This window comes from Sporosarcina sp. BI001-red, assembly GCF_003384035.1.
In the GTDB taxonomy this organism is placed as follows: domain Bacteria; phylum Bacillota; class Bacilli; order Bacillales_A; family Planococcaceae; genus Sporosarcina.
This window is the reverse complement of sequence record NZ_QQAK01000009.1, coordinates 146,261-167,310: the sequence shown is the minus strand read 5'-3', so window position 1 is coordinate 167,310 and position 21,050 is coordinate 146,261. Positions and strand designations below refer to the sequence as shown.

Genomic DNA, 21,050 nt, shown 5'->3' with positions numbered 1-21,050 from the left:
TTGCCTCCTTAGTTCGCCAATGTCGATACTTGTGTAACATTCGGAAGTGCACGTAATTCTTCAATAAGCTCATCGTTGACGACTTGATCGACCTCGATGACCATGAGCGCCATTTCCCCTTTTTCCTTACGTCCGACTTCCATATGGGCAATGTTCATATCTTGCGCAGCGATTGCGTTCGAAACATTAGCTATTACACCCGCACGGTCATCGTGAACCACAAGCAATGCTGGAAAATGTCCCGATAATCGAAGTGGAAAACCGTTCAGTTCTACAACTTCCATAGTGCCTCCACCAATTGAAATTCCAATGAGTTCCATGACGCCTTCTTTATCTCCAATGACCAGTTTTGCAGTATTCGGATGATCCATCTCTTCTTCTTCGGCAATGAATTCAAAAGACATGCCGAGTTCTTCTGCGTCTTCGAATGCAGTACGAATGCGTTCATCAAACGTGTCGTAACCAAGCAATCCACCGATAATTGCAACATCTGTTCCATGACCTTTATAGGTCTCTGCAAATGATCCATATAAGTGAATTCTCGCCCATTCCGGTTGACGTCCAAACAAATCTCTTGCTACAAGACCGATACGTGCAGCACCTGCTGTATGTGATGATGAGGGTCCGATCATGACTGGCCCGATAATTTCAAAAACGGATCTGAATTTCAACAAAAACTCCCCCTTTTACCCATATTCCTAGTATTCATTCTACACGAATAGTCGCTAGAAAACAAAATTCATAGCTGTCAGAAAGACAGACAAAAAGCGCCAACGACTAGGAGTCGCAACGCTTTTTGTCTGTTGTTATTCCACTGACAAGATATAAGGGTATAACGGCTGTTTCCCGTTATACAATTCAATCTCGATATGTTCGAACTGACCTTCAATATAAGCTACCATCTGTTTTGCATCTTGTTCAGAAACGTCAGTACCGTAAATTACTGTCACGATTTCATCATCTTCTGTGATCATATCGTCAATCAATGACTTCATTGTTGTCTCCAATGAAGGTGTAGCTACCGTAATCTTTCCATTGGAGATGGCCATGTAATCATCTGTATGGATCGCAACACCATCAATCGATGTATCCCGCACTGCCGTTGTCACCTGTCCAGTTTTCACAACAGAAGCTGCTGCGTTCATGGACTTTGCATTCGTAGTTACGTCTGCCTCCGGGTTGAATGCTAAAATGGCTGCGAGTCCTTCAGGCACAGACTTCGTTGGAACGACTGCTGCTTCAATTCCAACCACTTCAGCTGCTTGTTCAGCAGCTAACACGATATTCTTATTGTTCGGCAAGATCAGAACGCGTTCCGCCCCTACTTCTTGAATCGCCTTAACGATATCTTCAGTGGATGGGTTCATCGTTTGTCCGCCTTCAATTACGTAGGAGGCCCCGATACTTCTGAGCAATTCCGCAATTCCTTCACCCATCGCAACTGTTACGATTGCATAAGGCGTTTTCTTTGCAGTTGAATTTTTACGCGCTGATTGATCCCCCACGATGTCCATGTGTTGTTGACGCATGTTCTCGATCTTAATATTGATGAGGGAACCATACTGTTGACCGCAAGATAATGCATTCCCCGGGTTTTCTGTATGGATATGTACTTTCGCTATCTCCTCATCAGAGATGACTAATAATGAGTCACCCATTTCATTCAATTGAAGTCTGAAGTCATTTTCATCGAAAGGATGATTTTTCGTTTTGTCGTCTTCAAATCTCACCATGAACTCCGTACAATATCCAAACTCTATATCCGCAGTATCCATGAACCCTTGTACCTTTCGGTGGTGTTCTGCACTTACGAGCTCATCCATTGACTGGACAACTGTACGTTCAGGCAATTCTTCACCTTTTAAACAAGCTAAAAATCCTTCGTACACATAAACTAGACCTTGTCCGCCACTATCTACAACGCCTACCTCTTTCAGGACTGGCAATAGATCTGGTGTCCTTTTGAGTGAAGCTTTTGCTTCCGTTAAAATAGCTTCCATCAACTGAATAAGATCCGTTTCTGTAGCTGCAGTTTCCACTGCGACAGCTGCTGCATCTTTTGCAACAGTCAAAATCGTACCTTCGACAGGCTTCATGACCGCTTTATATGCCGTTTCCACGCCATATCGTAGTCCTTCCGCAAACTCACTTGCAGTCAGAACTTCTTTTTCTTCAACGGATTTTCCAAAACCACGGAACAATTGCGACAAAATCACACCTGAATTTCCACGAGCGCCCATCAATAATCCTTTGGACAATGCTTGTGAGGTCTTGCCAAGGTGAGCAGAAACGTTTGCTTCCGTCTCTTTTGCACCTGAAGTCATTGATAAGTTCATATTTGTTCCCGTATCTCCATCTGGTACTGGGAAGACATTCAGGGAATCCACATAATCAGCATTTTGTTTAAGATGGTACGCGCCCATCTTCACCATTTCAGCAAACTGTAGTCCATCCATCGACTTCATAGAACTGTGTTCCTCCTTCACGGGTTCGTCACACGAACGCCCTGTACATAAATATTGACGGAACCGATTGTCATCCCGAGTGTTTTTTTAAGTGTATACTGTACTTTGGATTGCACTTGGTAGGCAACTTCAGTGATCTTTGTCCCGTAACCGACAATAATATATAGATCAATTTGTGTGTCAGCGCCTGCGTTTCGTACGACAACACCTCTACCGAAGTTCTCTATTCTCAGAATTTCTGTCAGTCCGTCCCGAATTTGATGCCGAGAGGCCATTCCTACAACTCCGTAGCATTCTATTGTAGCTTCACCGACGATCCGGGCGATTGTCTCATTCGTTATATCAATTTTTCCATAATCGTTTTCCATTTGAATTGACATGCCGTTATCCCTCCTGAATCCAGTTTCACTGTTCACATTGTACTATATACACGCCTATAAGAAAAGAAAGCAAGCGTTTTCTTAAACGTGTAAAGGAAAATTGCTTGAGAGAACAGAGAAAAAAGCTTGCATGGGATAGACGGATATGATAAATTAATCTAGTATGCGAATTATAAGTGAAACGCTTAATCATCATTCGCGAGGAGGTTATAAAATGGCTAAGGAATGTGTAATTACTGGTCGCAAAGCACGTGCAGGGAATAATCGTTCCCACGCAATGAACTCTAGCAAGCGTGTTTGGGGTGCGAACCTTCAAAAAGTCCGTATTCTCGTAAACGGCAAGCCGAAGCGTGTTTGGGTATCTGCCCGCGCACTTAAATCAGGTAAAGTTCAACGCGTATAATAGACCGCAACCAATAAAAACGCCAGGCTGAATTTCAGCCCGGCGTTTTTTCATGTCGCTTTTTTCGCTTCTTTGATGCTGTAGTGGACGATTTCGCTTTCGCTGTATCCTCCTTAGAAAACACGACCATGCACTTTCGTACAATTCCACTTACAAACTTAGGCAATGTAAAAGTATAAATCCGCAACTCCCCACTCCTTTCAGGAATCTGAGCTCCTTACCATTAAACATATGCCCTCTTGCATGGAGATAGTACAAGATGGTTCAACAATCTCGTTGCTAGTGAAGCGAGTATCTCCCAGATGTATATCTTCAAAGTAGACTTCATACTTAACACCCGTCAACGTCAGCCCCCTTACTACCCCTGTCATGCTAAAGAATGAGAGGTAAGGGAACTGCTCATTCCTTTTGAAGATATGAGTCCCTTGTTGAAGAAGTGTCAGCTCATTTTGTCGGTTCGCAAGTATCAATTGTATGGATGGCTTCAGCCTAGCATTGCGAACTAGGAGTTGAACTGCGGAATACATGTGATCTAGACGTCCACCCGTTACTCCTGTCAAAATAATCTTATCGGGATTCTGCGAATAAGCAAGGTTCAATGCCAGCTCAGTATCGGTTTCATCTTTTTCAGGAGGTCGTTTTTCGATGCAACAGCCTGTTGCTTCAATTCTCTTCATTTCCTCTTTGCTGACCGAATCGAAGTCTCCAACCGCCGCCAATGGAGCGATTCCTGCATCAAGTAGTTGCAGCGTCCCCCGATCAGCACCTATAAACTGCGTGTTTTCCTCTAAAAAGAGAGCCAGAGGGATAACTTCTTCCTCTGGCCCCCCTGCACATATTATAATCGTCTTCACTTGACTTGCGCCTTTTCGCCGGCAGTACGGATGCTTCGGATAGCTGCAGAACGATCTTTTTGATTATAAACTGCTGATCCCGCAACAAATACAGTGGCACCTGCTTCTACACAAGTTCCAATCGTTTCGGGTGTTATGCCTCCATCAATTTCTATCTCGATGGACAGGTTACGCTCTTTAATAATGTCTGAGAGCTGTTTCACTTTAGGTACGACAGAAGTGATGAATTTCTGTCCGCCAAATCCAGGATTCACAGTCATGAATAGAACAAGGTCGATATCTTCAAGTACGTGAAGAATAGTTTCGACAGGAGTATGTGGGTTTAACACAACGCCTGGTTTCACTCCATGAGAGCGGATTAGCTGAATCGTTCTGTGTAGATGACGGCATGCCTCTACATGAACCGTAATGTAATCCGCTCCTGCTTTCGCAAATTGTTCAATGTACCGATCCGGTTCTTCGATCATCAAGTGCACATCTAATGGCAAGGTTGTAACTGGACGGATCGCTTCGACAATCAATGGTCCAATTGTAATATTTGGAACAAAATGACCGTCCATCACATCTACGTGAATCCAATCCGCGCCTCCCTGCTCCACTTCTTTGATTTCTTCACCAAGCTTTGCAAAATCTGCTGATAGGATAGAGGGTGCTATTTTTATCATCTTTATCAATACCTCGGCTTTCTGTCAGTTATCTCCTGCAAGAACTGTAAGTAGTGCGTGTAACGACTTTTCAGAATTTCTCCTGACTCAACTAGCCTTTTCACTTCACACGAAGGCTCTTTCAAATGCAGGCACCCTCTGAATTTACACTGTTCCGATGCTTCTAGGAATTCTGGGAAACAACTTCCTAAATCCTGTTTCTCTAATGTATCGAATTCGAGAGAACTAAAACCCGGTGTGTCGGCAACTAAGCCATCCGCTACTTCATGCAGTTCAACGTGTCGGGTCGTATGCTTACCACGGCCAAGCGCTTCAGATATTACACCTGTTTCAAGAAGAAGTCCTGGAAGTAGCGTATTCAAAAGTGTTGATTTTCCAACACCGGATTGACCTGCAAGGACCGTTGTGTTCCCCTCTATATATGGGCGAAGTTTTTCAACCAGTCCAGGTTCATCAATTGACGTCAAAAGAACTGAATAACCTATCGAACGATAGTAATCAGCAGCTTTTTCTGCTGCTTCAACCTCTTTTTCGTTTGCTTTGTCTTTTTTAGTGAAACAGATCACTGGCTTAATATAATGGGACTCGACAAGGACAAGAAACCGATCCAGCAAGTTAGAACTGAACGTTGGCTCTACAATTGAGACAGCGAGTAGCGCCAAGTCAATGTTGGAGACAGGCGGACGTACCAATTCATTTTTGCGTGGATGAACTTCAGTAATCGTCGCATCTTCTTCCCCTTCTTGCACGTACGTTACCCAGTCTCCGACAAGCGGAGTGATCTTCCGCTTTCTAAATACGCCTCTTCCTCTACAGCGCACTGTCCCACCATCGAATTTCACATAGTAAAACCCACTAATTGCTTTTCGAATTTGACCTTCTGGCATCCTATCCCCATCCTTATTGAATATCTTTATAGTCAAACGTCTTTTCTTCGATAATTGTAGTGCCACGAAGTATTTTATAACCGCCTCGTTGACCTTCTTCCAATTCTACTGTGATTTGTTCTTCAGTGTCCTCTGTTATTTCAAATTCCTTGATAGGATCGGTCATCGAATTCTCGCGGTCTTGAATGTAAATTCGAACAGTTTGTGGTGATTTTTCTTCATCCCCATCCTCTGAGGAACCATCGTCTTCTATCACTTCATAAGGAATTTTCACACGCTTCACATAGGTTTTAACAGGCTTTTGAGCTGGCCCCTTTGAAACCGTTACTTTGACTTCCGAACCGATAGGCAACGATTGACCAGCAGTGGGTTCCTGCTTCATAACCTGCCCTGTAGGAATCGTATCAGAATTACTCTTTTTGGAAACTGTAATATTGAAGCCTGAAGAGCGAGCATACTTATTCAACTGATCATCTGTATAGCCAATTAGGCTTTCCAACATTCTCGTTTCTTGGCCTTTACTTACTGTGAAGACAACATCCGTTTCACCTGGAACTACTTCTGAATCAGGATCAGGGTCTTGTCTCAAGATGGTTCCTTTAGGTTGATCATCAAAGACTTCTTCTGGCATAATCGACTTGAATTTATAACGGTCCAGACGTTCTTTAGTAGAGTCATAGTCTCTATTAGTGTAATCACTGAAAGTCATCGTCTCTTTACCCGTACTGATGTATAACTTGACGGCACTGCCTTTATCGCGTTCTTTGTTCGCCTCAGGGATTGTCCGGAAAACCTCCCCTTTTTCATACTCCTCAGAAGGTTGCTCGAGTTTGTCGTCAATAACAAATCCTTTTTCTTCTAGGAGTGCGATCGCATCCGCTTCATCTTTACCTAGTACGTCAGGGACAGTCACTTGCTGATCGAACATACCTGTGAGATACAGTACAGCGATTGCAGCAGCGATTAAAATAGCTATGCTTGCAACAATTGGCCACTTTTTACGTTTTTTCTCTTGAGGGACCGGGACTGATTTCACGGGCTCCGGTTCTAATCGTACCGGCTCCATTTTCATAGTTTGTTCAGAATCCAGTAAGCTTGGCGCGTCTTTAATGATGGGTAGTGCACGTGTTTCATCTTCATCAAACGGAATTACGAATTTAGGTTCGTTAGCCCGCGCAGGATCGAGTGATGTTAGCAGATCATCATACATCGCATCCGCTGATACATATCGATGTCTAGCGTCTTTTGCGGTTGCTTTTAAAATAATATTTTCAACACTTTGTGGGATTGAAGGGAAATCAGCTCTTACAGAAGGGGTTTCCTCTTGGAGATGCTTGAGAGCAATCGCCACTGCTGATTCTGCTGAGAATGGCAACTTCCCTGTTAGTAATTCGTAAAAAACGATTCCCAACGAATAGATATCAGATTTTTTCGTTGCCATTCCACCTCTCGCCTGTTCAGGCGAAAGATAATGGACGGTTCCAAGCACCGAATTCGTTTTCGTATGAGAGGTTGCTGTAAGCGCCATTGCAATTCCAAAGTCTGTGATCTTCACGTTCCTGTCTTCATCCATAAGAATATTTTGCGGCTTCACATCACGATGAATAATCCCATTGTGATGAGCATTGGATATGCCTGCCACGAGTTGTAGCATAATAGGAATTGCTTTTTCGGGTTCAAGTGGACCGTTTTCCAAAATAAAGCGCTTTAATGTCAGACCCTTCACATACTCCATGACTAGGTAATGAAGCTCATCTTCTTCTCCCACATCAAAAATATTGACGATGTTCGCATGGGTCAAACTAGTAGCAGATAACGCTTCACGCTGAAATCTGCGTTTCAATTCTTCTTCGTTCGCAAAATCATAATTTAAAACTTTTATGGCGACATCCCGATCCAAAATTACATCATGCGCTACGTATACTTTAGACATCCCGCCTTCACCGATTGTGCCGATGATATCATAGCGGTCTCCAATTCGATTGCCAATCATACAGCACTCGCTCCAAGGTCAGTGGAGGCAAGCAATACCGCAGTAATGTTGTCCTCCCCCCCTCTTTCGTTGGCCAGATTGATGAGCTGAATAACTTTTTCTTCAAGTGTGTTTTCAGCCACAATGAGTTCCCTCATCGTTTCAGGTTCCACCTTGTTACTTAGACCATCTGTGCACAATAACAAATAGTCTCCTTTTGTAAAAGGTACATGATAAAATTCAGGCTCGATATCTCGTTCCGAACCGACAGCTCGCATAATCCAATTTCGCTGAGGATGTACTTCAGCTTCTTCTTCTGTTATTTGTCCACTGGATAGAAGTGCATTTACGTAGGAATGATCCTTAGTCAGCTGAGTAATTGCTTCGGAACTAATTGTATAAATCCGACTGTCCCCTACATGTGCAATGTAACAATTTCCTTCTGCTATGACTGCAGCTTCAAGCGTTGTACCCATCCCTTCATGTTCAGGGGAAGATTGGGCTTTTTCAAAAATTAGCTGGTTTACTTTACGAACAATAGAATCGAGCCATGCACTCCATGTTTCTACGGTTTCTGGAGTCGTTTGGTTCAGCTCATTGAAATGTTCTCCCATTAAGCGTACTGCCATGGTACTCGCGACATCGCCACTCCGATGCCCCCCCATGCCGTCAGCAATGACAGCGAGTGTATAGCCATTATCGAGTACAAATACAGCAGCCTGGTCTTCGTTGAACGTGCGTTTTCTACCTATATCGGTTCGTACACTGAAATGCATTGCGGTTCCCCCATCCCTGTACGTCTTTTTAGTCGTTACTCACTGGTTTTTGCAACGTAGCTGCAAAGAATCCATCACTGCCAAAGTGTTGCGGCAATACTTGCAGCATCCCGTTTGGTGTCGAGAGACCTGCTTCTTCGAAGAATTCAGGAACTAATTTTACAGCTTCAGGATGACGTTCTAAAAATTGAAGAACAACTCCATCATTTTCGGTTTTATCGACCGTACATGTACTATAGACAATTTTGCCACCCGGCTTGACGAGTGTCCATGCTGTTTCAAGTAATTCCGATTGGATTTTCGTAAGTGATTCGAGATCCGCTTCTGTCTTGTTGTACTTGATTTCCGGTTTTCTGCGAATAACTCCAAGACCACTACAAGGTGCGTCTACTAAAATCCGATCGAATGTGTTCGGTTTATACGTATATCCTAGTTCACGACTATCCCCACTAGATGTCCAAATGGATTTCAGTCCTAAACGTTCTGCATTCTCTTCGATGAGTTGTAGTTTATGTTCATGTAGATCGTGTGCATGAACTTCTCCATTATCTGCTAAATGTTCTGCAATTTGTGTTGTTTTCCCACCTGGTGCTGCACACATATCGAGTACTTTCATTCCTGGATGCACATCCAGCGCATAGACAGGAAGCATCGAGCTTTCATCTTGAACAGTGAGCCATCCTTTGGTATACGTATAGGTTTTCGCGACATTTCCTGAATGGCAATAGATCGCTTCAGGTACCACTTTCCCTATCTCGACTTTTGCACCTTCACTCTTCAACTGATGCAATGCTTTTTCAACTGTTGTCTGTGCGATATTGACACGTGCAGTATTCGTTGGTGGCACATTATTAGCAAGTGCCATTTCTGAAGTGACTTCCAACCCGTACTGGTCAATCCATCGACGAATTAGCCATTCAGGATGACTTGTCTCTATCGACAGACGTGTAATTCCATCTGTTACTTCATCAAGTGAACGGACTCCTTGGCGCAATACAGAACGAAGTACTCCGTTTACAAATCCGGTTGTTCCTTTATGTCCCCGTACTTTTGCAATTTCCACAGCTTCATTTACAGCAGCATGCGGAGGGATTTTTGTTAAATAGACGATCTGATATAGCGACATACGTAGTAGTTCACGAACCCAATCATCCAGCTTTCCTTTAACGAATGGAGCTAGATAATAGTCTAATGTCAATCGATACTGTAATGTCCCATATGTTAAATTCGTTAACAATGGTTTGTCCTGTTCTTTAATGGCATAGGATTTCATCGTCCGAGTTAATAATAGATTGCTGTACGCTTGGTTACGACTCACTTCAAGTAAAATGGAAAGTGCCGCGTCGCGGACGTTCCCTTGCATCATTATTTTCTTCTTTGCTGTCATAGGAAGAAATCTCCTTTTTTCCACTGGCTACCTGATCCGTTCAAAAAGACGGTTGCAGTCATGCGTTTTTTCCCGGAAGGCTGTAATTCCGTAATTGCGATAGCTGTGTCATCACCTGTTTTCACGAGAATGTGTTCCTTTGTTAACTCGATGATTTCACCTGGCTTGCCTTCACAATTATTCGAGATTACTTCCGTCTTCCAGACTTTCACGTTTTCACCTTCAAATGTTGTATAAGCCGTTGGCCAAGGTGTTAGTCCTCTTACTTGGTTATGAATATCCGTTCCTTTACGTGTCCAGTCAATCCGCTCTTGCTCACGTGAGATGTTTTTTGCAAATGTGACAAGAGACTCATCTTGTGGAATGCGTGCATTCGTTCCTTCTAGAATAGAAGGCAATGTTTCTTTTAACAACTTTTCACCAGTAAGTGATAGCTTATCAAACATACTGCCTGTATCATCAGTCGGTAAAATCGGTTCAGTCGCTTGTGAGATGATGTCACCTGCGTCAAGTTTTTCCGCCATGTACATAATCGTTACACCTGTTTCCGTGCATCCGTCCATAACAGACTGATGAATTGGAGCTCCTCCACGATAAGCAGGAAGCAATGACGCATGGACATTAATGCACCCTAATCTCGGAACATCCAGCAATTCTTTTGGCAAAATCTGACCAAATGCAGCTGTAACGATTAAGTCGGGCGCAAGCGCTTTAATCTCTTCCAACTCAGTGGAACCTCTTAATTTTTCAGGTTGAATGACTGGTAGCCCTAGACGCAATGCTTCCGCTTTCACAGGGGGTGGTGTCAAGACACGTTTTCGTCCAACAGGTCTGTCAGGCTGAGTCACAACTCCGACAATATGATAGCCTTCTTCCTGAAGCATACGTAAAATAGGGGCTGAAAAATCAGGAGTTCCCATAAATAACAGCTTATTCAATCCCTTCACCATCCTTTTCAAGTTGAACAAGGTCTTCGTCCAATTCTTCAAATTCAGATGCATCGACAATCCTACTAATTTTCGTATTGAACAAAATGCCATCTAAGTGATCGATTTCATGCATAATGGCACGTGCTTCAAAGCTTTCAGCTTCAATCTCATAGAGGGATCCATCTCGTTCTTGAGCTTCTACACGAACAAAGAAGGGACGCTTTACTTCACCGTATAAATCTGGGAAGCTGAGACACCCTTCCAAGTCCACATCTTCTCCACCAATCGCAGTAATGACTGGATTGATCAGTTCAATAGGTGGATCCCCTTCGCCGATATCTACAATCGCAGCGCGAATTGAGTGGCCGACTTGAGGCGCTGCAATTCCTACGCCATCTGCAGCAATCATCGTTTCCATCATATCGTCCAACAACCTGTGTAAGGCGCGATCGAATTTCGTCACTTCTTTTGTTTTCGTTTCTAATATTTCAGCTGGATATTTAACAATTTCTAGTACAGTCAAACAAATTCCTCTTTTCTAAACTCTATTCAGTAAATAACGACAGGTGATTTATCGACAGAAAGCAGTAATCCGTCTTTTATCCAATCCGTTCGGTAAAAGCGGATGAGTGCTTGTAGTGTCTCTGTGAGTTTCGGTTCTTTTTTGTATTTTATCAAACATTGATAGCGATATCTATTATTGACGCGACTTATTGCCGAAGCAGTTGGACCGATAATGACGCTTTCAGGACTTAATCCTTCTGCCAAAAATCGAGCGGCTTTTTCAGCATATCCAACAACTTTCATTAAGTCCTCATGACTGAATTGAATGTTGACGATGTAGTAAAATGGCGGATAGCCAAATTGTTTCCTGTTACTCATCTCCATATGATAAAAGGGCTCGTATACTTGAGCTTTTGCTAGTTCAATGGCGTAATGTTCAGGTGTGTACGTTTGGACGAATACTTCCCCTTCCAATTCATGACGCCCCGCTCTTCCACTTACTTGTGTCAGCAATTGGAACGTTTTTTCTGCAGCTCTGAAATCCGCCAAATGGAGTGTTGTATCTGCCGCTAAAACACCGACCAATGTAATATTTGGAAAGTCGAGCCCTTTGGCAATCATTTGTGTTCCAAGTAAAATATCAGCTTGTCCTTCGCTGAATTTTTGAAGCAGTCGGGCATGAGAACCTTTTTGGCGAGTCGTATCGACATCCATACGAAGTACTCGCGCTTCTGGGAAAAGCTTTGTAATCTCTTCTTCCGCTTTTTGTGTACCCGTGCCAAAAAATCGGATGTGTTCACTTTCGCATTCCGGACAGACGTGAGGTACCCGCTCTTCATGTCCGCAGTAATGACATTTTAAATTCTCAGTTGCCCTATGATACGTCAGTGAAATATCACAGTTGGGACATTGAATTGTCGTCCCACAATCTCTACATAAAACAAACGAAGAGAATCCACGTTTGTTTAAAAACAACACAGTCTGTTCGCCCTTGAATAATCGATCCCGAACTGCTTCCGCCAACGGAACAGAAAACATCGATCGGTTACCATCTTTCAATTCAGCACGCATATCGACGATGTTGACATTTGGTAGCTCCTGATCTTTTGCACGCGTTGGCAATTCCAGTAGCCGGTAAACATCTTTTGACGCACGTGCATAGGATTCAAGTGCAGGCGTTGCACTCCCAAGAATAACGGGACAGTGATTGAATTGTGCCCGCCAAATCGCGACATCCCGTGCATGATACCGTGGCGAATCTTCCTGCTTATACGTTGACTCATGTTCTTCATCCAGAATAATAATTCCTAGTTTTTCAAATGGCGCGAAAATAGCAGAACGCGCACCAACGACCACCTTCACTTCTTTTCGATGAATTTTACGCCACTCATCATATTTCTCACCTGCAGACAGTGCACTATGCATGACTGCAACTTGATCGCCAAATCGCTCTTTGAATCTCGAGGTCATTTGAGGTGTCAAGGAAATTTCCGGAACTAGCACGATTGCTTCCTTGCCAGCTGATAGCACTTCTTGGATAGTTCGCAAGTAGACCTCAGTTTTGCCGCTCCCTGTAATTCCATGCAACAGGAACGTCGTGTCTGAACCTGACCGAAAAGCATGAAGTACTTCATCTACTGCATTTTCCTGATAAGAAGTGAGCTGTTTTGGAATGGCAGTATCCCGTAATTCCAAAGTTTCTGGTTCGCGATACACTTCCAACCTTTTTTCTTGGGCAGCCCCTTTTTCAATCACTGATTTCAGCACTGGTGCAGATACATGTGCATCCGCCATCAATTTTACTGCTTCGATTGTTTGTCCGGCGTACGCAATCATCCACTCCATTAGTTCACGCTGTTTGACCGCTTGCTTACTAAGTGCGCCAATTAGTTGTTGAAGAGTTCCTGCACTTTCTATATGAATCATACGGACTTTTTTAACTGTAGTCTGTTGCTTAACTAGAGTATCGACACGCACTGCACCTGATTTTGTGTAGACCTTCAATTGTTTCAAAAGTTCAGGGGTGTCAGCATTTTTCAAAGGGATACGATCCCTTTTTTGAAGCATCTTCAAGAACGGTTCGTCTGTAATCGCCTGGAGATCCTCCACTTGGATGAACTTCTCATACTTTGCACGCATTGCAGCGGGAAGCATGACTTGAAGAGCTTCTATGCGATAGGCGAGCGTATCCGTAGCAAGCCATTCCGATAGCTCCAATAATTCCGCTGAAAGGATCGGTTCAAAATCGATGAGTTCTTCCAACGGTTTTATCTTACTGATGTCCAAGTCGCTTTCTTCTTTCAAAGCAATCACATAACCGACTACTTTCCGTGGACCAAATGGTACTTTCACACGCATCCCAGGTTCAACGAATCCAGCAAACAGCTCAGGAATTTTATAGTCAAATGGACGATCTATCGGATATGCTGCAACGTCCACGATCACTTCAGCGATCATAGGGAATCTTGTCCTTCATGGACAATTGTTGTGAATAGTTTCTTTGCAAGCTCCTTTTTCTCCATAGCCGGAAACTGAAGCTCAACACCAGACCTTGAAATTAAAGTTACGACGTTGGCATCGCTACCAAAACCTCCTGCAGGATCAGTAACATCATTGATGATAATCCAATCAAGATTTTTCGCTTCCAACTTACCTTTACCATATGTAACGGCATCTGTCGTTTCTGCCGCAAATCCAATTAGCCGTTGCGTTGTTTTCATTTCACCTAACGTTTTCAAAATATCAGTTGTCCGTTCCAGCTCTAAAGAAGCAGCACCATCTTTTTTCTTCATCTTTTGGTCGTATACTGTTTTTGGACGATAATCAGCAACCGCAGCAGATTTCACGATGTAATCTGCATCTGTATAATGATCCAACACTGCTTCCAGCATCTCAGCTGCACTCTCCACACGAATGAGCTTAACACCCTCTGGTGGTTCCAGCGATACAGGGCCAGAAATAAGGATCGTTTCGGCACCTAGTTCAAACGCAGCTTTGGCCATCGCGTACCCCATTTTACCGCTTGAGAAATTCGAAATATAACGGACCGGATCAATCCGTTCTAATGTTGGGCCAGCCGTTACAACTACCTTTTTTCCAGTTAACGGGAGTGGTGGTGTTTCGTTGAAAAACGAATCGACTAATTCAACAATTCGTTCAGGCTCTTCCAGACGTCCTTTGCCAACATATCCACATGCTAAAAAGCCCTCGGAAGGTTCAATGAATCTTACGCCGTCGCGATACAGACGATCGATATTCCGAAGAACCGCCGGGTGCTCGTACATATGGACATTCATCGCAGGGGCAATCCATACAGGAGCTGTCGCTGCAAGTAACAAGGTAGAGGCCATATCATCTGCAATGCCATTTGCAAGTTTTCCGATGAAATTCGCTGACGTCGGTGCCACAAGGATGAGATCTGCCCAATTCGCAAGGTCTATATGAGCAATGACAGAAGAATCTTTTTCATCAAACGTATCAAAATAGACATCGTTCCGAGACATCACTTGAAACGATAGAGGCTGAACAAACTCCATCGCAGAGCGGGTCATCACTACTTTCACATGTGCACCTGATTGACTCAATTTACTAACCAGCGCTACCGCTTTGTAGACAGCTATGCCACCCGTCACACAGAGCAAAACTTTTTTATTGGCTAACAACATCTTCATCCTCCCCGAAAATGACAAACTCCCAAAGAAAGTACATTTTCTAAGGGAGCCTCCATATGTGTATTCAACTCAATTACGTTTAAATTTCATCCTCATAGACAACGGAAGCGTCCGTCTTGCGTTTGTGAAGCATGCCCGCTGCTACTTCTTCAAGTGCTTTCCCGACATTTTTATGAGATGTGTAGGAAACGAGTTGCTCATCTTTCTTTTCTTGCATCTCCCGCGCTCTCTTTGCAGCAAGTGAAACGAGTGTGTACTTTGAGTCGATCTTCTCTTTTAGTGAATCTACAGATGGATATAACATTGTCTTATTCCCCTTCCAACATGGCTAAATAGCGTTCTTCAACACGTTCTCTTCTGCAGTGCTCAGCTGTAACAATTGCATTGACGCGATCACAGGCTTTCGTCACTTCATCATTTTCTACGACATAATCATACAAGTCCATCATCTCTAACTCGTCACGCGCTTTTGCTACGCGTGATGCGATGACTTCCAGAACTTCTGTCCCTCGCCCTACAAGCCGTTGCTCTAAATGCGAAAGACTTGGAGGCGCTAAGAAAATGAATAGCCCGTCCGGCATTTTCTCCCTCACTTGTGCAGCCCCGACTACTTCGATTTCTAAGAAGACATCTCTTCCAGAATCGAGTGTTTCGTTGACATAATCAAGCGGTGTCCCATAATAATTCCCGACATACTCCGCATGCTCAAGAAGTTTTCCTTCCTCAATCAGTGCCTCAAACACTTCCCGTGGGCGGAAAAAATAATCGACTCCATCCACTTCGCCTTCTCTTGGCTGACGCGTCGTCATCGAAATCGAATATTCATAATTGGTGTCCGGAGAGGCAAAGAGCTCTTTCCGAACAGTTCCTTTTCCGACTCCCGATGGGCCGGAAAGAACAATCAAAAGTCCTCGTTGTTTAAACATGCAATCCCTCATCTAATGTAGTCTCTCCATTCAAATCAGCCCTAATCCAGTTCGATCCGAAGTTTGTATTCGTATTATACCATATGTTTGGCGCGTAGTGCTAAAATGGAGGAAACGAAAAGAAAGAGGAATTCATATGGCATTTGACGGCTTGTTCACAACCGCAATGAAACGCGAACTTCAAAGTATTCAAAATGGAAGAATCTCAAAGATTCACCAACCAAACGCACAAGAAACCATATTCATTATCCGCGCAGGCGGTCAAAACCGAAAATTACTTTTTTCGGTGCACCCTTCCTATGCACGTGTACAATTTACAGAAGAAACGATACAAAACCCCAAGGAACCTCCAATGTTTTGCATGACACTACGTAAACACTTGGAAGGTGGAACCATCACAGCAGTGGAACAAATGGGAACCGACCGAATCTTGAAGTTTACGATCCGTTCAAAAAACGAAATTGGCGATGATATGGAACGCGCAATCATATTTGAAATCATGGGTCGCCACAGTAACTTTTTACTGATTGATCCGGAACGGGATATGATTATCGATAGTATGAAGCACTTGCCACCAAGCGTTAACAGCTACCGGACAATCATGCCTGGCCAACCGTACATTCCGGCTCCACCGCAAGATAAGCGGAATCCATTTACACTCACTCAAGAAGAATTTGAACAATTACTGCCAACCTTTGATACTCCTAAAGCCATTGTTCAAGTGCTATCAGGACTTTCACCGGTGCATGCGGAGGAACTGTTGTATCGATTAACCAATTCAGCTGATCAATCTGAATTCCAGATCTATCAATCATTTGTCCAGATATTTTCAGAGGGACATTTCCATCCAAATACTGTAGAAAAAGACGGAAAGCTATTATTTTCTGCAGCGGAACTCACTTTCACACAAGAAACCGAAATTGTTTATCCGACCCTTGGGGAATTGCTAGACAAAGTCTACTTTGCTCGTGCAGTCAGGGAACGAGTGAAAGCGCAAGCCGCCGATCTGGAGCGCTGGCTAGATAACGAAATTGCGAAATTGAAGTTGAAAGTCCAAAAGCTAGAAAAGGAACGCAATGATGCAGGACGTCTTGATACGTTCCAGCTATATGGGGAACTTCTCACCGCGAACAGTTATGCGATAGAAAAAGGGCAGAAAGAAGCAGTTGTGGATAACTATTATGAACAAGGCACAACTGTCACCATTCAGCTGGACCCACGGAAATCCGTGATTGACAATGCCCAGCGCTATTTCTCCAAGTATACAAAAGCCAAGAATGCATTAATACAACTGGCAAGTCAATTGAAAAAAGCACACGAAGACATCGAGTATTTTGAAATGGTGAAACAGCAAGTCATGCAAGCCTCAACTGATGATATCGATGAAATTCGGGACGAACTTGCAGAACTTGGTCTCATGAAAGCTCGAAAAAGCAAGAAAAAAGTGAAGCCGAAAAAGCCCATGCCCGAATCCTATCAGTCAACAGCCGGTGTTAAAATCTCAGTAGGAAAAAATAATCGCCAAAATGATTGGTTAACATCAAAGCTTGCTGCACGGAATCACATTTGGTTACATACAAAAGACATTCCTGGATCACACGTTGTGATTCATGACGAAGAGCCAAATGAAGAGACGATTCAAGAAGCAGCTACTCTCGCTGCCTACTTCAGTAAAGCGCGTGGATCTGCTTCTGTTCCAGTTGATTTCACAGAAGTTCGTCACGTGAAAAAGCCTAATGGTTCAAAACCTGGGTTTGTCATCTACTTTGAACAAAAGACGATTTTCGTAACGCCAGATGAAGATATCGTACGACAATTGAAAGCATAAGAAAAACCAGCATGGCTTCCCTGCCTTGCTGGTTTTTCTTATGTAGTTTCGCTGCGTGCTCATAATTTGTTGAATTCGCTCATAAACTTAAAAATATGATCATAACTCATCGAAAACGCTCATAAAACACAAATTGTGATCATAAACTTGGAAAAGTGATCATAAACCGCATATCTCGCTCATAAACTCCAAAAAGTGATCATAAACGACAAAACCCCTCCCGCGTCCCCATAAAACTCCATAAAAATTACTGTATTCCAACCGAACGACACATATCGAATGCTGTCGATTAAGAAATTACGCAAAAAAAGAAGCTTAGCGTAAAACGCCAGCTTCCGTCAGTTATTTCAATGTGCCTGATTTTAATTTTTGGTGCCAGTCAAGGAGAGGGGCAACGGATTCTTCTCGGATTGCTCCGGAACGAGTTGCGACTTCAGCGAGGGCATTGAAATCTGTCAGGCTTGTGTAGGATAAACCCGCCTTTTCAAAAGCTAAGTCTGCACTTTCCAATCCGTATGTAAAGATGGAGACAACGCCTTCTACTTGAACACCAGCTTCTGTTAATGCATCCGCAGCAGTCAAGCTGCTTCCGCCAGTAGAAATTAAATCTTCTACGATGACAGCCCGGTCTTCCGGCTTCACTTTCCCTTCGATCTGCTTGCTGCGTCCATGTCCTTTTGCTTTCGAACGAACATATACCATCGGTAATCCTAAAATATCTGCAATCCATGCTGCGTGTGGAATTCCCGCTGTAGCAGTACCCGCGATAACCGTTGTATTTGGATAATTTGATTTGATGGACGCCGCCATTCCTTCAGCAATCCTTCTTCTGCCGCCTGGATCCGACATGATGAGGCGGTTGTCACAATAGATGGGCGATTGAATACCTGATGCCCATGTGAAGGGCTCATCTGGACTAAGAGTTACAGCACCTACGTGCAATAAAATTTTTGCGATTTCTTGTTTAGTCATCATTTACTCAATCCTTTCCACTGTCTTGCAATTTCATGATAAGCTGCTAACGGATCTGCAGCCCCTGTAATCGAACGACCCACTACAATATGTGTCGATCCCATCTTTTTAGCTTCTGCAGGTGTCGCAATTCGTTTTTGATCATGTGCTGCGTCATTTGTTAATCGGATGCCTGGCGTCACTTTCAAAAACTCTTTACCACATACTTCTGCTATAGAACCAGCTTCTAAAACGGAACATACCACGCCGTCCAACTTTGAAGTTTGGGCAAGTTTTGCATAATGCAAGACTGAATCGTTCAATGAAGTCTGAATAAGCTGCTCTCGCTGCATCTGTTCTTCCGTTGTTGAAGTCAACTGTGTGACCGCAATAATGGATGGCCGAGTTCCCCCCGCTGCAGTACCAATATCCAAGCCTTCAAGTGCCGCATCCATCATGAAAGAGCCACCTGCTGCGTGTACATTCACTAAATCAGCTCCGACTGAGGCGAGTGACGTCATCGCAGACTTCACGGTATTCGGGATATCATGTAATTTCAAATCCAGGAACACGTCAAATCCCTGTTCTTTTAGACGATAAACAATTGCTGGTCCTTCTTTGTAAAAAAGTTGCATCCCTACTTTGACAAACGTACCGCTGTCAAAAGGTTTTAAAAAGGCTAATGCGGCTTCTTGATGTTCGAAATCCAATGCAATGATTGGGGATGTGTTCATACCGCATGACTCCTTCCGATTAAATCTGTAATGTTTTCTAGCCCTAGTTCATCTAATAAGGCTGGCAGAGCATGAATGATCTCAGGACATACGAAGGGATTGACAAAATTCGCTGTGCCGACCGCTACCGCACTTGCTCCTGCTGATAAAAAGTCGATCACATCACCTGCATCCGTCACTCCGCCCATTCCGATGATTGGAATATTGACCGCTTTACTCACTTCATACACCATCCGGATTGCAACTGGTTTGACTGCTGGGCCTGAAAGCCCACCAGTTCCATTGGCGATGACCGGCTTCCCTGTTTTCCGGTCAAGGCGCATGCCAACGAGTGTATTGATCATCGTAATTCCGTCTGCTCCAGCTGCTTCCACAGCTTTCGCAATCACTGTAATATCCGATACATTTGGGGATAGTTTCACATAAACCGGAACACTTGATACTTGCTTCACAGCTGATGTCAGCTCTGCAGCAAGTTTAGGGTCCGTACCAAAAGCAATACCGCCACACTTGACGTTCGGACAAGAAATGTTCAATTCTAACGCTTTGACATTCGGTGCTTTTGAAATTGCCTCAGCAACTTGTACATAATCTTCCGTTTCAGAACCTGCCACGTTCGCGATAATCGGAACGTCATGATTAGCAAGACGCGTTAACTCTTCTGCCAGCACCCGTTCTAATCCTGGATTTTGCAGTCCTATTGCATTCAACATACCTGCAGCCGTCTCTGCGACACGCGGAGTTGGATTGCCGAATCGCGTTTCAAGTGTTGTCGCTTTAATCATAATTGCCCCAAGTTGAGACAAATCATACAAATTGCCATACTCTTTTCCAAATCCAAAACACCCTGAAGCAGGCATGATTGGATTTTTTAGCGATAAACCTGGTAATTCAACAGCTAATCGATTCATAGTGCAACCACCCCCGCCGGAAATACAGGACCATCCGAGCAAACTTTCACGTAAGGCAGGTCTTGTCCATTTTGTGTTTCACAGACACATGCAAAACACGCTCCGATTCCGCATCCCATGCGCTGTTCAAATGATAAGAATCCTTGTTTATCATGAAACGCTTGCTGCACTGCGTGAAGCATTGGAGTTGGACCACATGTATAATACGTTTTGAAATCGACAGGATTTCGGGCTAGCGAATCTGTTACAAATCCTCGTTCCCCAGCACTGCCATCTGCTGTAACGATTCTTGTCTCCCCAAGCGCTGTAAACTCTTCTTCATAAAATACAGCAGTAGCCGATTGAAATCCAAGAATATGTACACAGTGCACTCCTTTGGCTGTCAGTTCTTTCGATAGCTGATATAAAGGAGGAACTCCAATTCCGCCTCCGATCAAAAGAGCTGTTTCACCCGCTACTGAATTAGCAGCAGAAAAGCCATTTCCAAGCGGTCCAAGCGCATCCACTTCAGCACCAATTTGTTTTGCAGCAAGTAACTGGGTTCCCCTGCCTTCAGCGCGGAAAATGAGTGTCATTTGTTCTTTTTCCTTATCAAATGATGCAATTGAAATCGGTCTTCTAAGCAACGGTTCAAATGTATCTGTCACTCGGATATGAACGAATTGCCCTGGTGAAACAATTTCATTCACAAGATTCCCTGTAAGCACCATTTCGATAATATTATCTGCGATTTGGCGTGTTGAGCATATTGCCATTCTGTTCTGCACAATCATACAAGAACCCTCCTCTATTTCACTGGATCATCCC

General features: G+C 43.7%; 22 protein-coding genes. 2 read left to right on the top strand and 20 right to left on the bottom strand.

Features of this window, described 5'->3' with window-relative positions:
• Window positions 1–8: 8 nt before the first annotated feature.
• The 3 genes from sdaAB to DVB69_RS02600 form a co-directional block, all read right to left on the bottom strand.
• Window positions 9–671 (bottom strand): L-serine ammonia-lyase, iron-sulfur-dependent subunit beta, encoded by a 663-nt coding sequence (gene sdaAB, locus DVB69_RS02610; RefSeq protein WP_116016272.1) that lies wholly within the window; start codon window positions 669–671, stop codon window positions 9–11.
• A 135-nt stretch (window positions 672–806) separates the two neighbouring features.
• Entirely contained in the window at window positions 807–2,465 is a 1,659-nt protein-coding gene (locus tag DVB69_RS02605) for a DAK2 domain-containing protein (protein ID WP_116016270.1), read from the bottom strand.
• A 17-nt stretch (window positions 2,466–2,482) separates the two neighbouring features.
• Window positions 2,483–2,845: an Asp23/Gls24 family envelope stress response protein gene (locus tag DVB69_RS02600; RefSeq protein WP_116016268.1), complete on the bottom strand. Its 363-nt coding sequence runs from the start codon at window positions 2,843–2,845 to the stop codon at window positions 2,483–2,485.
• A gap of 214 nt (window positions 2,846–3,059) precedes the next feature.
• Between DVB69_RS02600 and rpmB the strand changes: the two genes are divergently transcribed.
• Window positions 3,060–3,248: a 50S ribosomal protein L28 gene (rpmB, locus tag DVB69_RS02595; protein ID WP_039041889.1), complete on the top strand. Its 189-nt coding sequence runs from the start codon at window positions 3,060–3,062 to the stop codon at window positions 3,246–3,248.
• Between the two features lie 34 nt (window positions 3,249–3,282).
• Here rpmB and spoVM read toward each other — a convergent pair whose 3' ends face one another.
• From spoVM to gmk, 13 genes are all read right to left on the bottom strand, one after another.
• Window positions 3,283–3,435, bottom strand: a complete 153-nt coding sequence (gene spoVM / locus DVB69_RS02590) for a stage V sporulation protein SpoVM (RefSeq protein ID WP_116016266.1) — start codon at window positions 3,433–3,435, stop codon at window positions 3,283–3,285.
• A gap of 13 nt (window positions 3,436–3,448) precedes the next feature.
• Complete coding sequence (locus DVB69_RS02585) at window positions 3,449–4,102, bottom strand: thiamine diphosphokinase (RefSeq protein WP_116016264.1); 654 nt, start codon at window positions 4,100–4,102, stop codon at window positions 3,449–3,451.
• On the bottom strand, window positions 4,099–4,767 hold the full coding sequence (rpe, locus tag DVB69_RS02580; protein WP_116016262.1) for a ribulose-phosphate 3-epimerase: 669 nt from the start codon (window positions 4,765–4,767) through the stop codon (window positions 4,099–4,101). The genes DVB69_RS02585 and rpe overlap by 4 nt, the downstream gene beginning before the upstream one ends.
• A gap of 5 nt (window positions 4,768–4,772) precedes the next feature.
• Complete coding sequence (gene rsgA, locus DVB69_RS02575) at window positions 4,773–5,654, bottom strand: ribosome small subunit-dependent GTPase A (RefSeq protein ID WP_116016260.1); 882 nt, start codon at window positions 5,652–5,654, stop codon at window positions 4,773–4,775.
• A gap of 13 nt (window positions 5,655–5,667) precedes the next feature.
• Window positions 5,668–7,647, bottom strand: a complete 1,980-nt coding sequence (pknB, locus tag DVB69_RS02570; RefSeq protein WP_116016258.1) for a Stk1 family PASTA domain-containing Ser/Thr kinase — start codon at window positions 7,645–7,647, stop codon at window positions 5,668–5,670.
• Entirely contained in the window at window positions 7,644–8,402 is a 759-nt protein-coding gene (locus DVB69_RS02565) for a Stp1/IreP family PP2C-type Ser/Thr phosphatase (RefSeq protein WP_116016256.1), read from the bottom strand. Before DVB69_RS02565 ends, pknB begins: the two co-directional genes overlap by 4 nt.
• 28 nt (window positions 8,403–8,430) lie before the next feature.
• Window positions 8,431–9,789: a 16S rRNA (cytosine(967)-C(5))-methyltransferase RsmB gene (rsmB, locus tag DVB69_RS02560; protein WP_116016254.1), complete on the bottom strand. Its 1,359-nt coding sequence runs from the start codon at window positions 9,787–9,789 to the stop codon at window positions 8,431–8,433.
• On the bottom strand, window positions 9,786–10,727 hold the full coding sequence (gene fmt, locus DVB69_RS02555) for a methionyl-tRNA formyltransferase (protein ID WP_116016252.1): 942 nt from the start codon (window positions 10,725–10,727) through the stop codon (window positions 9,786–9,788). Before fmt ends, rsmB begins: the two co-directional genes overlap by 4 nt.
• The gene (gene def / locus DVB69_RS02550) at window positions 10,720–11,241 is read right to left on the bottom strand and encodes a peptide deformylase (RefSeq protein ID WP_116016250.1); all 522 of its coding nucleotides are present in this window, start codon (window positions 11,239–11,241) and stop codon (window positions 10,720–10,722) included. The genes fmt and def overlap by 8 nt, the downstream gene beginning before the upstream one ends.
• A 26-nt stretch (window positions 11,242–11,267) precedes the next feature.
• Complete coding sequence (priA, locus tag DVB69_RS02545) at window positions 11,268–13,679, bottom strand: primosomal protein N' (protein ID WP_116016248.1); 2,412 nt, start codon at window positions 13,677–13,679, stop codon at window positions 11,268–11,270.
• The gene (gene coaBC / locus DVB69_RS02540; protein WP_116017154.1) at window positions 13,676–14,884 is read right to left on the bottom strand and encodes a bifunctional phosphopantothenoylcysteine decarboxylase/phosphopantothenate--cysteine ligase CoaBC; all 1,209 of its coding nucleotides are present in this window, start codon (window positions 14,882–14,884) and stop codon (window positions 13,676–13,678) included. Before coaBC ends, priA begins: the two co-directional genes overlap by 4 nt.
• Window positions 14,885–14,972: 88 nt before the next feature.
• A complete protein-coding gene (rpoZ, locus tag DVB69_RS02535) occupies window positions 14,973–15,197 on the bottom strand; it encodes a DNA-directed RNA polymerase subunit omega (RefSeq protein WP_025785112.1) in 225 nt (74 codons plus the stop codon).
• Window positions 15,198–15,201: 4 nt separating this feature from the next.
• Window positions 15,202–15,819, bottom strand: coding sequence for a guanylate kinase (gene gmk / locus DVB69_RS02530; protein ID WP_116016246.1), 618 nt, complete (start codon window positions 15,817–15,819; stop codon window positions 15,202–15,204).
• Between the two features lie 136 nt (window positions 15,820–15,955).
• Between gmk and DVB69_RS02525 the strand changes: the two genes are divergently transcribed.
• On the top strand, window positions 15,956–17,647 hold the full coding sequence (locus tag DVB69_RS02525; protein WP_116016244.1) for an Rqc2 family fibronectin-binding protein: 1,692 nt from the start codon (window positions 15,956–15,958) through the stop codon (window positions 17,645–17,647).
• A 342-nt stretch (window positions 17,648–17,989) separates the two neighbouring features.
• On the opposite strand, the gene pyrE is transcribed toward DVB69_RS02525, so the two are convergent.
• Genes pyrE through DVB69_RS02505 form a run of 4 tightly spaced genes read right to left on the bottom strand, consistent with a single transcriptional unit; the run spans window position 17,990 to window position 21,016 of the window.
• Window positions 17,990–18,622, bottom strand: a complete 633-nt coding sequence (pyrE, locus tag DVB69_RS02520) for an orotate phosphoribosyltransferase (RefSeq protein ID WP_116016242.1) — start codon at window positions 18,620–18,622, stop codon at window positions 17,990–17,992.
• Window positions 18,619–19,332: an orotidine-5'-phosphate decarboxylase gene (pyrF, locus tag DVB69_RS02515; RefSeq protein WP_116016240.1), complete on the bottom strand. Its 714-nt coding sequence runs from the start codon at window positions 19,330–19,332 to the stop codon at window positions 18,619–18,621. The genes pyrE and pyrF overlap by 4 nt, the downstream gene beginning before the upstream one ends.
• Window positions 19,329–20,243 (bottom strand): dihydroorotate dehydrogenase, encoded by a 915-nt coding sequence (locus DVB69_RS02510; protein ID WP_116016238.1) that lies wholly within the window; start codon window positions 20,241–20,243, stop codon window positions 19,329–19,331. Before DVB69_RS02510 ends, pyrF begins: the two co-directional genes overlap by 4 nt.
• Window positions 20,240–21,016 (bottom strand): dihydroorotate dehydrogenase electron transfer subunit, encoded by a 777-nt coding sequence (locus DVB69_RS02505; protein ID WP_116016236.1) that lies wholly within the window; start codon window positions 21,014–21,016, stop codon window positions 20,240–20,242. Before DVB69_RS02505 ends, DVB69_RS02510 begins: the two co-directional genes overlap by 4 nt.
• Between the last annotated feature and the right edge of the window lie 34 nt (window positions 21,017–21,050).

What these genes read in the sequence shown, in the direction of transcription:
- pknB (WP_116016258.1), bottom strand. Translation starts at nt 7,647, where the DNA reads ATGATTGGCAATCGAATTGGAGACCGCTATGATATCATCGGCACAATC.
- rpe (WP_116016262.1), bottom strand. Translation starts at nt 4,767, where the DNA reads ATGATAAAAATAGCACCCTCTATCCTATCAGCAGATTTTGCAAAGCTT.
- rsmB (WP_116016254.1), bottom strand. Translation starts at nt 9,789, where the DNA reads ATGACAGCAAAGAAGAAAATAATGATGCAAGGGAACGTCCGCGACGCG.
- priA (WP_116016248.1), bottom strand. Translation starts at nt 13,679, where the DNA reads ATGATCGCTGAAGTGATCGTGGACGTTGCAGCATATCCGATAGATCGT.
- DVB69_RS02565 (WP_116016256.1), bottom strand. Translation starts at nt 8,402, where the DNA reads ATGCATTTCAGTGTACGAACCGATATAGGTAGAAAACGCACGTTCAAC.
- pyrE (WP_116016242.1), bottom strand. Translation starts at nt 18,622, where the DNA reads ATGATGACTAAACAAGAAATCGCAAAAATTTTATTGCACGTAGGTGCT.
- DVB69_RS02600 (WP_116016268.1), bottom strand. Translation starts at nt 2,845, where the DNA reads ATGTCAATTCAAATGGAAAACGATTATGGAAAAATTGATATAACGAAT.
- DVB69_RS02510 (WP_116016238.1), bottom strand. Translation starts at nt 20,243, where the DNA reads ATGAATCGATTAGCTGTTGAATTACCAGGTTTATCGCTAAAAAATCCA.
- pyrF (WP_116016240.1), bottom strand. Translation starts at nt 19,332, where the DNA reads ATGAACACATCCCCAATCATTGCATTGGATTTCGAACATCAAGAAGCC.
- DVB69_RS02605 (WP_116016270.1), bottom strand. Translation starts at nt 2,465, where the DNA reads ATGAAGTCGATGGATGGACTACAGTTTGCTGAAATGGTGAAGATGGGC.
- gmk (WP_116016246.1), bottom strand. Translation starts at nt 15,819, where the DNA reads ATGTTTAAACAACGAGGACTTTTGATTGTTCTTTCCGGCCCATCGGGA.
- rpoZ (WP_025785112.1), bottom strand. Translation starts at nt 15,197, where the DNA reads ATGTTATATCCATCTGTAGATTCACTAAAAGAGAAGATCGACTCAAAG.
- DVB69_RS02505 (WP_116016236.1), bottom strand. Translation starts at nt 21,016, where the DNA reads ATGATTGTGCAGAACAGAATGGCAATATGCTCAACACGCCAAATCGCA.
- DVB69_RS02525 (WP_116016244.1), top strand. Translation starts at nt 15,956, where the DNA reads ATGGCATTTGACGGCTTGTTCACAACCGCAATGAAACGCGAACTTCAA.
- rsgA (WP_116016260.1), bottom strand. Translation starts at nt 5,654, where the DNA reads ATGCCAGAAGGTCAAATTCGAAAAGCAATTAGTGGGTTTTACTATGTG.
- rpmB (WP_039041889.1), top strand. Translation starts at nt 3,060, where the DNA reads ATGGCTAAGGAATGTGTAATTACTGGTCGCAAAGCACGTGCAGGGAAT.